Source organism: Clavibacter sp. A6099, from assembly GCF_021919125.1.
Lineage (GTDB): Bacteria > Actinomycetota > Actinomycetes > Actinomycetales > Microbacteriaceae > Clavibacter > Clavibacter seminis.
This window is the reverse complement of the sequence record NZ_CP083439.1, coordinates 2,267,469-2,280,752: the sequence shown is the minus strand read 5'-3', so window position 1 is coordinate 2,280,752 and position 13,284 is coordinate 2,267,469. Positions and strand designations below refer to the sequence as shown.

The following is a 13,284-nucleotide window of genomic DNA, read 5'->3' as shown; positions in this document are numbered from 1 at the left end:
CCGCGCCTCAGAGGATGCGCGTGTGCGTCGTGAGCGAGCCGATGCCCTCGACCGAGACCGTGACGGTGCTGCCGTCCTTGAGGAAGATCTGGGGGTCGCGAGAGTACCCGGCGCCGCTCGTCGTGCCCGTGGAGATGAGCGTGCCGGGCAGGAGCGTGGAGGAGGTGGAGAGGTACGAGACGAGGCGCGCGACCGTGCGGACCATGCCGCTCGTGCGGCCGTCCTGAACCGTCTCGCCGTCGAGGACCGTCGTGATGCGCAGGTCCTGCGGATCCGGCACCTCGTCGCGCGTGACGACGACGGGACCCGTGGGGGAGAAGCCGTCGAAGCTCTTGCAGCGGCTCCACTGCTGCTCCGAGAACTGCAGGTTGCGGGCCGTGATGTCGTTGACGACCGTGTAGCCGAAGACGTGGTCGAGGGCGTCCGCCTCCGACACGTCGCGGGCGGCCTTCCCGATGATCACGCCGAGCTCGACCTCGTAGTCGACCTCCTCGCTGAGCGAGCGCGGCCAGCTCGTGGTGCCCTCGTGGCCCGACAGCGAGTTGGGCCAGAGCGCGAAGACCGTGGGGGCGGAGGCGCTCGTGATGTTGAGCTCCTCGGCGTGCGCGGAGTAGTTGAGGCCCACGGCGTAGACGGCAGGCGGGCGGAGGATCGCGGAGGCGTGCGTGAGGCCGTCCACCGGCGTGGTGCTGGTGCGGCTCGCGACGGCGCGCTCGACGGTCGCGCGGACGCGGGCCATCTCGTCGTCGCCGCGCTCGATCAGGTCCTGGAGGTCGCGCGGGGAGTCGTCGAGCACCTCGTCGAGGAAGAGCGCCTCGCCCTCGGAGACGATCGCGGCCAGTCGGGGGGTCACGCCGTCGTCGGCGAGCAGGTGGGCGAACTTCATGTCCCCGAGCGTATCGGGCGCGCGTGGACGGGCGCGGTTGCGGTCATAACGTGCATGGGAAGGTCCGCCTCACCTGCGGGCGCGCCGGTCAGCCCTCGCGCACGACCTCGTCGGGCGACTTGTCGTGCCGCCAGCCGCGCCACGACGCCTGGCGGAGGCGGCCGGTCGAGGTCCACTCGGCGAACTCGACCTCGCCGACGAGGCGCGGCGTGATCCAGTGCGCGTCGCGGGCGTCGGCGGCGGGCACGTCGGCGAAGGGGCTCGTCTTCCGCGCGAGCGGGCGGAACCGGCGGAGGGCGTCGGCGAGGTCGCGCTCGGTGAAGCCCGTGCCGACGCGGCCCGCGTACATCAGGCCGTCGGGGCCGGGGACGCCGACCAGCAGCGAGCCGATGCCGGAGGACCGGCTGCCGGATCCGGGGCGCCACCCGCCGACCACGACCTCCTGCGCGCGGTGGTGCTTGATCTTGATCCAGGCGGTCGACCGGCGGCCCGACTCGTAGGGCGCGTCGACGCGCTTCGCGACGACGCCCTCGAGGCCGAGCTCGCGGCTGGTGGCGAGCGCCCCGTCGAGGTCGCCGTCGAACGCGGGCGGGACCTGGATCCGGCCCCGACCAGGCGACCGGACGGCATCGAGGAGCGCGGCACGGCGCACCCGGTACGGCTCCTCGACGAGCATGCGGTCGCCGATCGCGAGCGCGTCGAAGAGCATGAGGTGCACGGGAGCGGCCTTCCGGGCGCGCGCGATCTCCTTCTCGCCCGTGAGGCCGAGCCGCGTCTGCAGGAGGCCGAAGTCGGGGCGGCCGCCGGATCCGAGCACGACGATCTCGCCGTCGAGCACGGCGGCGTCGACGTCGAGGGAGTCGGGCAGCTCGGCGAGCTCCGGGAAAGCGGGCGTGAGGTCGACGCCGTTGCGGCTCGTGATGGTCGCGCGGCCGTCCGCGACGACGGCGATGGCGCGGTAGCCGTCCCACTTCATCTCGACCGCCCATTCCTCGTCGGGGTCGAGGCCGGCGCCGGTCGCGGCGGTCGCGAGCATGGGCGCGGGGGCGGACGCGGCGCCGCCCTTCCGTCGCGCGCCGACGCGTGTGCGCCCGCCCGCCTTCTCGAGCGCGGCGGGGCGGGCCGGCTTCGCGTGCGCCTTCGCGGGCGCGTCGGCCGGCTCCATCAGGTGGATCAGCCAGTTCGCGTCGGCCTTCCCGTGCCCGCCCGTGTGGATGAGCGCGTACCGCCGCGGCCCGTCGATGCCCGTGCCGTCGCCCCGCCCGTGCAGCGTCGCGATGACCTCCTTGCCGTCGCGCCACTTCTCCAGCTCGAAGGTGCCCGCGTCCCAGATGGTGACCTCGCCACCGCCGTACTCGCCCGCGGGGATCGTGCCCTCGAAGGATCCGTACTCGAGCGGGTGGTCCTCGGTCTGCACCGCGAGGTGGTTCGTGCCGTGCTCGGTCGGGACGCCCTTGGGGAGGGCCCAGCTCACGAGCACGCCGTCGTGCTCCAGCCGGAAGTCCCAGTGCAGCGCGCGGGCGTGGTGCTCCTGGATCACGAAGGAGCGGCCCTCCGAGGGCGCGGGGGCCTCCGCGGGCACGGGCTCGCTGGTCTTGGCGGCATCGCGCTTGGACCGGTAGGTCGCGAGGCGGTCGTCGGCGGGCGCGTCGTCGGCGGGGTCCTTCCGCGCGAAGCCCGCGAGCCGCTCGCGCGTCGGCTCCAGGCTCTCGCGGTGGCCCTCCTCGACGGGGGCGAGCGGATCCTGGCGCTTCCGCATCCGCGCGACCACCTCGTCCAGCTCCAGGTGCCGCAGGGTCGGCGACGCGAGCTCGCGCCAGGTGCGCGGCACGGCGACCGTCGGCCGGGAGCGCCCGCGCAGCGAGTACGGCGCGACCGTGGTCTTGTTGGGGTTGTTCTGGCTCCAGTCGACGAGCACCTTGCCCTCGCGGAGGGCCTTCCTCATGTCGCTCACGACGAGGTCCGGGTGGTCGGCCTCGAGCGCGCGGGCGAGCTCGTGGGCGACCTCGGAGATCGCGTACGCGTCGTGGCTGCCGTCTAGCGCGGCGTAGAGGTGGATGCCCTTGGATCCGCTCGTCACCGGGTAGGGGTCGAGGCCCATGTCGCGGAGGATCGACCGCGCCGCCTTCGCGACCTCCACGCACTCGGGGAGGCCGGCGCCCGGACCCGGGTCGAGGTCGAGCACGAGCCGGTCGGGGCGGCGCACGTCGCCGGTGCGGCCGAAGCGCCACTGCGGGACGTGCAGCTCGAGCGCCGCGATCTGGCCGAGCCAGGTGAGCGTCGCGACGTCGCCGACGAGCGGGTAGTCGTTCGCGTGGTCCCTGTGCTGGATCGCCCGCCGCTGCACCCACTCCGGCGTGTGCGCGTCGAGGTCCTTCTGGAAGAACATCTTCCCCGGCTGCTCGTCGGTGCCGACGCCGTCGACCCAGCGCTTGCGGGTCACGGGCCGGTCGCGGAGGTGCGGCAGCATGTGCGGCGCGATGGCGGCGTAGTACGCGATGACATCGCCCTTGGTCGTGCCGGTCGCCGGGTACAGCACCTTGTCGAGGTTCGTGAGCGCGATCCGGTGCCCGTCGACCTCCACCTGCTGCTTCGCTCCCGCCATCGCTCCAGCATGGCCCTGCCGGTGTTCACTGGATCCATGAGAGCCATCTGGAAGGGCGCCGTCACCTTCGGCCTCGTCAACGTGCCCGTGAAGGTCTACAGCGCGACGCAGGACCACGACGTGCCGCTGCACCAGGTGCACGACGCGGACGGCGGGCGCATCCGCTACCAGCGGCGCTGTGAGGCGTGCGGCAAGGTCGTCGACTACGCCCACATCGACAAGGCGTTCGACGACGGCGACCGCACCGTGGTGATCACCGAGGAGGACCTCTCGAGCCTCCCGGAGGAGAGGAGCCGCGAGATCGACGTCGTCGAGTTCGTGCCGAGCGACCAGATCGATCCCGTGATGCTCGACCGCAGCTACTTCCTCGAGCCCGACTCCTCGAGCCCCAAGTCGTACGCGCTCCTCCGCCGGACGCTACAGGAGACCGACCGCACGGCGATCGTGCACGTGACCCTCCGCCAGCGCACCCGGCTCGCGGCGCTCCGCGTGCGCGGCGACGTGCTCATGCTGCAGACGCTGCTCTGGGACGACGAGGTGCGCGAGGCCGACTTCCCGTCGCTCGACGCGGCGCCCAAGGTCTCGCCGCGGGAGCTGAAGATGTCGGCGCAGCTCGTGGAGGGGTTCGCGGAGGACTTCGACCCGTCGAAGTTCGGCGACGAGTACCAGGAGCAGCTGAAGACGCTGATCGACGCGAAGCTCGCGCAGGGCGACTCGCTCGACACCGACGCGACGTTCGGCGAGGGCGACGCGGACGACGACGAGGGCGAGGGCGGCGAGGTGCTCGACCTCATGGACGCGCTGAAGCGGAGCATCGAGCGGAGCCGGGGTGGGGGATCCGGGGCGAAGAAGAAGGCGCCGGCGGCGAGGAAGGCGGGCGCGGCGAAGGCGGCGAAGAAGCCGGCGAAGGCGAAGCCGGCGGCGAAGCCCAAGCCCAAGACCGAGGCGAAGCCCAAGACCGAGGCGGAGGCGAAGCCGAAGACCGCCGCGAAGCGGAAGACGGCGACGAAGCCGAAGGCCGCGCCCGCCGGGAGGAAGGCCCCGGCTAAGGGATCCGCCGCCGAGCGGAAGAGCGCGTAGCGGCATCACGCCCCGGGGTCCGCCCGATCCGGCGGGTGACGGGACCTGGCCCGCCTACGCTCGAGGGGACCGCGGCATCCCGCGGCGACCGATCATGAGGAGTGCTGTGCCCGACGCGAAGAACGCCACCCGCTCGCCCCTCGTCCCGGTCCTCGCGTCGCTCGCCGCGATCCTCGCCGCGGTCTCCGCCGTCCTCGCGACGCAGGGCGCCTCGCCCGTGGCCCTCGGGGTGATCCTCGGGGTCGCCCTCGCGCTGCTCGTGGTCGTCGGGGCGCTCATCGGCCGGCGGCCCGCGGGTCGTCGGCGCTGACCGGGCGGATCAGCTCGCGGCCGGCATCCCGTCGGTCATCACGCGCCAGAGGTGCAGCGTCGCGTAGGAGCGCCACGGCGACCACGCGGCGGCGCGCGCGTCGAGGGCGCGCGCCTCGTCGGGGAGGCCGAGGGCTGCGGCGCCGCGGCGGACGATGAGGTCGCCGGAGAGCAGGATGTCCGGCTCGCCCAGCGCGCGCATCGCGACGTAGTCGGCGGTCCACGGGCCCACGCCGTGGAACGCGACGAGCGCCGCCCGGAGCTCCGCGCGCGGCATGCCGGGCTCGATCACCAGCTCGCCGGTCTCGAGCGCCTCGGCGATGCGGATCAGCGTCGCCGTGCGCCGGGCGGGTCCCCGCAGCAGCTCGGCGCCGTCGCGGGCGATGCGGGCGGCGGTCGGCGGCAGCCGGGTCACGGATCCGTGCGCCACCGACGCGGGCAGGTCCTCGCCCAGGTCGGCGGTCATGCGGCCATGGGTGGCGCGGGCGGAGGCGACGGAGATCTGCTGGCCGACGATGGTGCGGAAGAGCGTGCTCCGCGGATCCAGCGTGCCGGGGATCCGCAGGCCGGGCGTCGCGCGCACGACAGCGGCCAGCGCGGGGTCGCGGGCGAGGTCGGCGTCGATGCGGGCGGCGTCCACGTCGAGGCCGAGCAGGCGGCGCGTGCCGGCGAGGAGCTCGGCGGCGTCGGCGGCGTCCTCGACGCGGGTGGTGACCTCGACGCGCGATGCCGCGTCATCGCCCGGCTCGGCCTCGAGGAGCCGCACGGTCACCGTCCCCGCGCCGTGCGCGAGTCGCGCGGACTGCGTGAACAACGTCGCGTCGCCCTCCTCGGCGCCCGTGACGGCGTGCCAGGAGAGGAAGCGGATCACGCCGCCGCCGTCGAAGGGCGCGGGCACCTCGAGCGCCGTCCGGGCGACGTGCGCGACGGCGCCGGGGGAGTCCATGCGCCCAGCCTGCCCGACGCCCCCGACGGCGGCGGGCGCGCGACCTAGGGTGGATCGCATGATCGACGACGTGGTCCACGCCCGTTCCGCCGACGCGGACGCCGCCGCCGACGCCGACGCCGTCCGCGCCGAGCTCGTCCGGGCCCTCGGCGACATCGTCGCGACCGACCCCGCCTCCCTCGACGACGCGCGCGGCGACCGGTCCGGCTACCGCAGCCCGGCCGCGCCGATCGCCGTCGTGCGCGCCACCGAGGCGGCGCACGTCGTCCAGACGCTGCGCATCGCGCACGCGACCCGCACCCCCGTCGTCACGCGCGGCGCCGGCACGGGCCTCGCGGGCGGCGCCACGGCGACCGCGGGCGAGATCGTGCTGTCGGTGCGTGGCATGGACCGGATCCTCGAGGTGAGCGAGGCCGACGAGCTCGCGGTCGTGGAGCCCGGCGTCCTCAACGACGACCTCAACGCGCGGCTCGAGCCGCTCGGCCTCTGGTACTCGCCGGATCCCGCGAGCAAGGCCATCTCCACCATCGGCGGCAACATCGCGACCAACGCGGGCGGCCTGCTCTGCGCCAAGTACGGCGTGACGCGCGAGGCCGTGCTCGCGCTCACGGTCGTGCTCGCCGACGGCCGCGTGATCGACACCGGCCACCGCACCGTCAAGGGCGTCACGGGCTACGACCTCACGGCGCTGATGATCGGCTCGGAGGGCACGCTCGGCGTCATCGTGCGCGCGACCGTGCGGCTCCGCCCGCTGCCGACCGCGACGCCGTCGACCGTCGCCGCCTTCTTCCCGGACTCCACCGCCGCGGCGGCCGCGTCCTCCGCGATCACGGCCGCGCGGATCCGGCCGGCCGCCATGGAGCTGCTCGACGCCGGCGCGCTCGAGGCCATCGACGCGTTCCTCGGCACCGACCACTCCACCCGCGGATCCGCCCACCTCCTCGTGCGCTGCGACGGCCCCGACGCCGCCGAGGAGGCCGCGCGAGTGGTCGAGGTCGTCGTCGCGGGCGGCGGCACGGCCGATGTCACCGACGACGCCGACGAGGGCGAGCGCCTCCTGGCGATCCGCCGCGCCTTCCACCCGGCGCTCGCCGCCCGCGGCCGCGTGCTCATCGAGGACGTCGCCGTGCCGCGCTCGCGCCTCGCCGACATGCTCACGCGGATCCGCGAGATCGAGCGCGCGACCGGCCTCCAGATCCCGACCGTGGCGCACGCGGGCGACGGCAACCTGCACCCGAACTTCTGCATCCCGGAGGACCCGACGACGCCCGACGGCGACGCGACCGGCATCCCCGACGACGTCTGGCGCGCGGCGGACCTCCTCTTCCGCGCGGCCGTGGACCTCGGCGGCACGCTCACGGGCGAGCACGGCGTGGGGCTCCTGAAGCGGCGCTGGCTGGCCGACGAGCTGGGCGACGACGTCATGGGGCTGGCCGCCGGGATCCGCCGCGTCTTCGATCCGCGGGGGATCCTCAACCCGGGCAAGGCGGCCTGAACCCCGGCAAGGCGGCCTGATCAGACGCCCATCCGGTCGCGTGTCCGCGCGCCGATCCGACCCGCACGGCGGCCGGTCCCGTCGCTAGGCTGGCGGAGCCGATCCGCCGAAGAGAGGGCCGTCGTGACCGACCCGTCCATCCCCGTGACCGTCCACCGACCCTCGCCGGCCTCGCCCCCGCCGTCCATGGAGCTGCCCGCGCCGCACGCGTCGTCGCGCATCACCGCGTCCGCCGTGCTCGGCGTCGTGGGCGTCGCGGTGCTGCTGCTCGTCGGCCTGGTCGTCGCGGCCTACCTCGTGCTCAGCCTCGGGATCCAGGCCGTCGCGATCTGCGCGCTCCTCGCCCTGATCCCGCTCGCCGGCGTCCTCCTCGCCATCCGCTGGGTCGACCGCTGGGAGCCCGAGCCGCGGCTCGCCCTGCTGTTCGCGCTGCTGTGGGGCGCGGCCGCGTCGGTGGCGATCGCGCTCCTCTTCGACCTCGTCGCGCAGTACGCGCGCCTCGCGATCGGCGTGCCCACGCGCTACACGGAGTTCCTGCAGCTGGCCGTCCAGGCACCCGTCGTCGAGGAGTCCGCCAAGGCGATCGGGCTGCTCCTCGTCTTCTGGGTCGCGCGCCGCCACTTCGACGGCCCGGTGGACGGCGTCGTCTACGGCGCCACCATCGCGGCCGGCTTCGCCTTCACGGAGAACATCGTCTACTTCGGCGGCCCGCTCGTCTCCGGCACGACGGGCACGCTCGTCGGCACCTTCGTGCTGCGGGGCCTGTTCTCGCCGTTCGCGCACGTGACCTTCACGATGATCACCGGCATCGCGATCGGCTACGGGGCCCGCCGCGGTCCGGGTGCGGCGCTCGGGTTCGGCGCGATCGGGCTGGTCGGCGCGATCGTGCTGCACGCCCTCTGGAACACGGGCGTCACCATCACGGGCGACTTCCTCTCCTTCTACGTGCTGCTGCAGGTGCCGATCTTCGCCTTCCTCGTGACCGTCGTGATCCTCCTGCGCCGCTACGAGATCCACCTCACGCGCCGCCGCCTCCGGGAGTACGCGGCCGTCGGCTGGTTCACGCCCGCCGAGGTCGAGATGCTGAGCACCTGGCAGGGGCGTCGTCGGGCCCGGCTCTGGGCGCGCACGCGCGGCGGCGAGGCGGGCCGGGCGATGGGCCTGTTCACGCGCGACGCCACGCGGCTCGCGTTCGCCCGCCAGCGGATGCTCTCGGAGCGACCCGCCGCGTCCGGGCGCTCGGAGGCCGGCCACCTCGACGACGAGCGGCGCCTGCTGCGCGCCGTCACCGAGCACCGCGAGGCGCTCCTGCGCGGCGGCCGGCGCTAGCGATCCGGCGCCGGCGATCCTGCGCCGGCGACCCGGCGCTGGCCGCCCGGCGTCGCGGTCGACCCGGCACCCGTCCGGTGTCGCCGGTCGCGAGTAGCGTCGAAGGCGACACGAGGAGGCACCACCATGAGCGATGCGAACCAGGACACCACAGGCGGCGACGAGAAGGAGATGCTCGGCTCCTCCACCCCCACGCCGCCGCAGAGCGCCGAGAAGGACCCGAGCACGTGGGTCACGGGCGACGAGCCGATGACGGGCGCGCAGCGCAGCTACCTCGACTCGCTCGCCACGCAGGCCGGCGAGGAGATCCCCGCCGACCTCAACAAGGCGGAGGCGAGCGAGCAGATCGAGCGCCTGCAGGAGAAGAAGGACACGGCGTCGCCGCAGTCCGACGACGCGAGCTGATCGCAGCATGACCGGGACGGGCGGGCGCCAAATGGGCGCCCGTCCGTCGTCGCGTGACGCGGGGGCGCACGCAGGGAGGGAGCACGGATGACCACGCTCGTCGGATACGTCCGCGTCGCGCGCTCCGAGGAGCCGTACCAGGACCAGGTCGACGCCCTCGACGCGGCCGGCTGCGAGCGGATCTTCGTCGACGTCGCGGGAGGACGCAGGGCCCCGCGCCCCGGCCTCCAGGACGCGCTCGACTACCTCCGCGAGAACGACGAGCTCCTCGTCGTGAGCCTCGACCGGCTGGGGCCGGGCGCCGCCGACGTGGTGCGGATCCTCAACGGGCTCGAGGCACGAGGCATCGCCTTCCGCGCCATCCGCGACGGGCTGGAGGCCGGAACCGCGGCCGGCCGCGGGCTGTTCGCGGCCACGCTCGCGCTCGCGACCGTGGAGGCGACGACGGAGGCCGAGCGGCATCGCAGGCGATCCGCCGACCGGCCGTCGCGATCCGCATCCGAGGGCCCCCCCGAGGTCGACAGCTCGCCGCCCGCCGCGCCGGCCCTCCCGTCGCTGCCCAAGGGCATCACCCGGCGGAAGCTGCAGATCGCGGTCGAGGAGCGCTCGAAGGGGCGCGACACCGCGGAGATCGCGAGCGTGCTCGACGTCAGCGAGCGCGTCGTCACGCGCGCACTGGCGTGGGCCGAGTCGGGTCGCCAGGGCGGCATCCAGCGCTGATGCCAGGGCCGGCTGCGCCAGCTCGGGCCGCTCGCGCTCGGGCCGCTCGCGCTCGGGCCGCTCGCGCTCGTCGCGCTCGTCCGGCTCGTCCCCGCGACGGAGCGCGTCGGCACCCGCGGCCGAGGTGCCAGGCCCGGCCGTTTCCTACCCTGGGGACATGACCGGATCCCGCCCCGCGCCCGCCCGACGACCGCCGGGTAGATCCCGGTCCGTCCGCCGTCGCCGCGACGCGGTGCTCGCGACCGTCGTCGCGACCGCGGTGGTCGGCGTCGGGCTCGCCACCGGGATCCTCCCGTCACCCGCGGGCGGCGCGTCGGCGGATCCCGCGTCCTGCACGGTCGACGCGCTCACGGCCGGCTGGTCCACCGGCACGCTCCACCTCTCCGCCGCGGCGGTCGACGGCGACGCGGGGCGCGACCTCCTCGACGTGCGCGCCGACGTGCCGGCCGCGACCGCCAGCACCATGAAGGTCCTCACCGCCGCGGCGGCCGTCGAGGCGCTCGGCCCCGACCGCCGCATCGCGACCCGGGTCGTCCAGGGCGCGCGCGCCGACACGGTCGTCCTCGTCGGCGGCGGCGACCCCACGCTCAGCCGCCTCCCGTCCGGCACCGACGGCGTCTACCCGGAGGCCCCGCACCTCGATGACCTCGCGCGCCAGGTGCTCGACGCCCGCCGCGCCGATCCCGACCTCGCCGGCGTCCCAATCCGCCGCCTCCAGGTCGACAGCGGGCTGTTCACCGGGCCGGCCTGGCTGCCGGAGTGGCCGCTCGAGGCGCGGCGCGGCGGGTCCATGTCGAACATCACGGCGCTCATGGTCGACGGCGACCGCGACGACACGGCGGAGCCCTACTCGCGCCGCGGCGAGAAGGCCGTCGCGCGTGCCGCGGACGCCTTCGCGGCTCTCCTCGGCGACGACGTCGCGGCCGACGGCCCGCTCGTGACCGCGACGTCCGGATCCGCCGTGCTCGGCACCGTGGAGTCCGCGCCGGTGCGCGACCTCGTCGGCTACATGCTCACCCACTCCGACGACACGCTCGCCGAGACCCTCGCGCGGCTGGTCGCGATCGAGACGGGCGCGGGCAGCGCCGCCGCGGACATCCAGCGCGGCACGCCCGCCGCCCTCACCGACCTCGACCTGCCGACCGACGGGGTGGTCCTGGTCGACGGCTCCGGCCTGTCGGACGCGAACCGCGTCCCGGCCGCGCTCCTCACCCGGCTCATGGTGCGGATCGCCGAGCACCGCGGGGACCTCGCCATCGTCGACGCCGGGCTCGCCGTCGCCGGTCGCACCGGCACGCTCACCGAGGGCGGCCGCTTCACGGGCGAGGCGGACGCGGCGGCCGGCCGGATCCGCGGCAAGACGGGCACGCTCGAGCGGATGCACGGCCTCACCGGCATCGCCGACGCGGAGGACGGCACCGAGGTGGCCTTCACCATCTGGGCGGAGGACGTGGATCCGTCCGTCCCCGCGGAGTCCGCCCGCGCCGAGATCGACGCCCTCGCGACCGACCTGCACCGCTGCGGAGGCGCGCTCGGGGGCTGATCCGCCACAGGCGCACGCGGAGGACGGACGCCGGCTAGGACCCGGCGCGCTCCACGAGCCGGTGGTCGTGCGCGTACACGACGAGCTGCACGCGATCCCGGAGCGCGAGCTTGGCGAGGATGCTGCTCACGTGCGTCTTCACGGTCGACTCGCTGACGAACTCGAGCGCCGCGACCTCCGCGTTCGACAGCCCGCGCGCGACGTGCCCGAAGACGTCCTTCTCGCGCGCGCTCAGGGACCGGAACGCGGGCGGCGCCGGGGGAGCGGGGGCGGCCGTCGCATCCGAGGTGAACAGCTGCGTGAGCTCGTCCGGCGCGAGGACGGCGCTGCCCGCGTGCACGGCGCGGATCGCGGCGGCGAGGAAGGCGGGCGTCGCGTCCTTGAGCAGGAAGCCGCTCGCGCCGCCGCGGATCGCCGTGGCCGACGCGCGGTCGAGCGCGAAGGTCGTCAGCACGATCACGCGCGGCGGAGCGTCGCGGGTGCCGTCGAAGAGCGCGCGCACGGTCTCGAGGCCGTCCATCACGGGCATGCGCATGTCGAGGAGCACGACGTCGGGCCGCACCTCGTCGATCACGGCGAGCCCCTGCCGCCCGTCGCCGGCCTCGCCGACGACCTCGAGGTCGGGCTGGGCGTCGAGGGCGACGCGCACGCCGCCGCGGAACAGCTCCTGGTCGTCGACGAGCACGATGCGGATCACGGGCGGCCTCCTGGCACGGCGATGGGGTGGGCGGCAGGCAGGGGGATGCGGGCGCGGGCGGTGAACAGGTCGTCGACGGGCTCGGCCTCGAGGTCGCCGCCGACGGCGGCGAGCCGGGCGCGCATGCCCTCGACCCCCGTGCCGACGCGCAACGCGCCCAGCCCGAGCGGGTCGGCGCGGTCGGGCGCGGGCCCGCGGAGGGCCACCGGGTTCTCGACCTCGAGCACGACGTCGGCGGTCCGCCAGGTCTCGCGCAGGCGGATCCGTCCGCCCGGCTCGCCGTGGCGCATCGCGTTGGTCGTCATCTCCTGCGCGACGCGGCGGATGACCACCTGGCGCGCGGGATCCACGGGCCGGCGCACGCCGCGCACCTCGTGCGCGAGGTCGACGCCCGCGGCCCGCACCTGCGCGACGACCGCGTCGAGGTCCTCGGGCCCGTCGTCGGCGTCGGCCGTGCTGGTGCCGCTCAGCACCTCGCGCACCTCGGCGAGCGAGCGGCGGGCGGTGTCGGCGATGGTGGCGGACACCCCGCGGATCCGCTCCTCGTCGTCGAGGAACTGCACGGAGTCGGCCTGCGCGATGATCACCGCGAGCGAGTGCCCGACGATGTCGTGCACGTCGCGCGCCATGCTCGCCCGCAGCGTCTCGGCCTGCGCGAGGTCGACGGCCTTCACCGCGGTGTCCTCCGCCTGGACCCGCAGGCGCGACTCGGCGGTGCGGGAGCGGATCACGCGCACCACGAGGCCGGTCAGCCACGCGAGGAGCAGCATCAGGACCGGTGCCAGCACGAAGATCACGGCGCCGATGCCGCCGGGACTGATGAGGAGCGAGTAGCGCGCACCCGTGTGCAGCAGGTACACCGTGGCCATGGCGCCGCCGACGAGCGCGGAGGCGAGGCCGAGCACGGCCGTCGCCCGGGATCCCCGCCGGGCGGTGGAGTACAGGACCAGCAGCAGCGCGAGGTCCGCGAAGCCGGGCCGCTCGCCCAGCTGCCACTGCGCCAGCGCCATCACCCAGGCCAGCGCGAGCGCCGCCCCCGGGAACACCGAGCGGACGGCGACGGCCAGGAGCACGAGCCCGGCGACGGGGAATCCCGCCTCCTGGACATCCACCGGCGGCTTGAGGGCGAGGCCCGCGAGCACGAGGCCGACGACCGCGTCCACGAAGAGCTCGATGCCGTCGCGGTGCCGGGGCGCCCGCGTCGACGTCGAGCGCGTCGTGGCGGCGGTCCCGGTGTCCATCGGCCACAGCCTAGGCGCGGCCCCGCGG

The 13,284-nt window shown here is 75.0% G+C and carries 12 protein-coding genes; 7 read left to right on the top strand and 5 right to left on the bottom strand.

The window, feature by feature from the left end:
* Positions 1-7: 7 nt before the first annotated feature.
* Together KYT88_RS10780 and KYT88_RS10775 are read right to left on the bottom strand one after the other, a co-directional pair.
* Positions 8-886 carry a fumarylacetoacetate hydrolase family protein gene (locus KYT88_RS10780; RefSeq protein ID WP_043582790.1) on the bottom strand — a complete coding sequence of 293 codons (879 nt, stop codon included), beginning with the start codon at positions 884-886 and terminating at the stop codon, positions 8-10.
* An 88-nt stretch (positions 887-974) separates the two neighbouring features.
* Positions 975-3,491, bottom strand: a complete 2,517-nt coding sequence (locus tag KYT88_RS10775) for an ATP-dependent DNA ligase (RefSeq protein ID WP_043582793.1) — start codon at positions 3,489-3,491, stop codon at positions 975-977.
* Positions 3,492-3,527: 36 nt separating this feature from the next.
* Here KYT88_RS10775 and ku point away from each other — a divergent pair, with 36 nt between their 5' ends.
* Complete coding sequence (ku, locus tag KYT88_RS10770; RefSeq protein WP_043582796.1) at positions 3,528-4,571, top strand: non-homologous end joining protein Ku; 1,044 nt, start codon at positions 3,528-3,530, stop codon at positions 4,569-4,571.
* 106 nt (positions 4,572-4,677) lie between these two features.
* Positions 4,678-4,881: a hypothetical protein gene (locus KYT88_RS10765; RefSeq protein WP_043582797.1), complete on the top strand. Its 204-nt coding sequence runs from the start codon at positions 4,678-4,680 to the stop codon at positions 4,879-4,881.
* 9 nt (positions 4,882-4,890) lie between these two features.
* Here KYT88_RS10765 and KYT88_RS10760 read toward each other — a convergent pair whose 3' ends face one another.
* Positions 4,891-5,826 (bottom strand): DNA-3-methyladenine glycosylase family protein, encoded by a 936-nt coding sequence (locus KYT88_RS10760; protein WP_051629152.1) that lies wholly within the window; start codon positions 5,824-5,826, stop codon positions 4,891-4,893.
* A gap of 58 nt (positions 5,827-5,884) precedes the next feature.
* Between KYT88_RS10760 and KYT88_RS10755 the strand changes: the two genes are divergently transcribed.
* From KYT88_RS10755 to KYT88_RS10735, 5 genes are all read left to right on the top strand, one after another.
* Positions 5,885-7,321, top strand: a complete 1,437-nt coding sequence (locus KYT88_RS10755; protein ID WP_043582799.1) for an FAD-binding oxidoreductase — start codon at positions 5,885-5,887, stop codon at positions 7,319-7,321.
* A gap of 123 nt (positions 7,322-7,444) precedes the next feature.
* Positions 7,445-8,650, top strand: a complete 1,206-nt coding sequence (locus KYT88_RS10750) for a PrsW family intramembrane metalloprotease (RefSeq protein WP_043582801.1) — start codon at positions 7,445-7,447, stop codon at positions 8,648-8,650.
* Positions 8,651-8,776: 126 nt separating this feature from the next.
* On the top strand, positions 8,777-9,055 hold the full coding sequence (locus KYT88_RS10745; RefSeq protein WP_012038756.1) for a DUF3072 domain-containing protein: 279 nt from the start codon (positions 8,777-8,779) through the stop codon (positions 9,053-9,055).
* Positions 9,056-9,142: 87 nt separating this feature from the next.
* Positions 9,143-9,775 (top strand): recombinase family protein, encoded by a 633-nt coding sequence (locus tag KYT88_RS10740; RefSeq protein WP_043582803.1) that lies wholly within the window; start codon positions 9,143-9,145, stop codon positions 9,773-9,775.
* A gap of 157 nt (positions 9,776-9,932) precedes the next feature.
* Positions 9,933-11,318, top strand: coding sequence for a D-alanyl-D-alanine carboxypeptidase/D-alanyl-D-alanine-endopeptidase (locus KYT88_RS10735; protein WP_043582805.1), 1,386 nt, complete (start codon positions 9,933-9,935; stop codon positions 11,316-11,318).
* Between the two features lie 34 nt (positions 11,319-11,352).
* Here KYT88_RS10735 and KYT88_RS10730 read toward each other — a convergent pair whose 3' ends face one another.
* A complete protein-coding gene (locus tag KYT88_RS10730; protein ID WP_012038753.1) occupies positions 11,353-12,015 on the bottom strand; it encodes a response regulator in 663 nt (220 codons plus the stop codon).
* Positions 12,012-13,256 (bottom strand): sensor histidine kinase, encoded by a 1,245-nt coding sequence (locus KYT88_RS10725; RefSeq protein ID WP_043582807.1) that lies wholly within the window; start codon positions 13,254-13,256, stop codon positions 12,012-12,014. The genes KYT88_RS10730 and KYT88_RS10725 overlap by 4 nt, the downstream gene beginning before the upstream one ends.
* Positions 13,257-13,284 lie beyond the last annotated feature (28 nt).

Bases quoted from the DNA above. Each gene is read 5' to 3' on its own strand.
- KYT88_RS10780 (WP_043582790.1), bottom strand. From the start codon at position 886: ATGAAGTTCGCCCACCTGCTCGCCGACGACGGCGTGACCCCCCGACTG.
- KYT88_RS10775 (WP_043582793.1), bottom strand. From the start codon at position 3,491: ATGGCGGGAGCGAAGCAGCAGGTGGAGGTCGACGGGCACCGGATCGCG.
- ku (WP_043582796.1), top strand. From the start codon at position 3,528: ATGAGAGCCATCTGGAAGGGCGCCGTCACCTTCGGCCTCGTCAACGTG.
- KYT88_RS10760 (WP_051629152.1), bottom strand. From the start codon at position 5,826: ATGGACTCCCCCGGCGCCGTCGCGCACGTCGCCCGGACGGCGCTCGAG.
- KYT88_RS10755 (WP_043582799.1), top strand. From the start codon at position 5,885: ATGATCGACGACGTGGTCCACGCCCGTTCCGCCGACGCGGACGCCGCC.
- KYT88_RS10745 (WP_012038756.1), top strand. From the start codon at position 8,777: ATGAGCGATGCGAACCAGGACACCACAGGCGGCGACGAGAAGGAGATG.
- KYT88_RS10740 (WP_043582803.1), top strand. From the start codon at position 9,143: ATGACCACGCTCGTCGGATACGTCCGCGTCGCGCGCTCCGAGGAGCCG.
- KYT88_RS10735 (WP_043582805.1), top strand. From the start codon at position 9,933: ATGACCGGATCCCGCCCCGCGCCCGCCCGACGACCGCCGGGTAGATCC.
- KYT88_RS10725 (WP_043582807.1), bottom strand. From the start codon at position 13,256: ATGGACACCGGGACCGCCGCCACGACGCGCTCGACGTCGACGCGGGCG.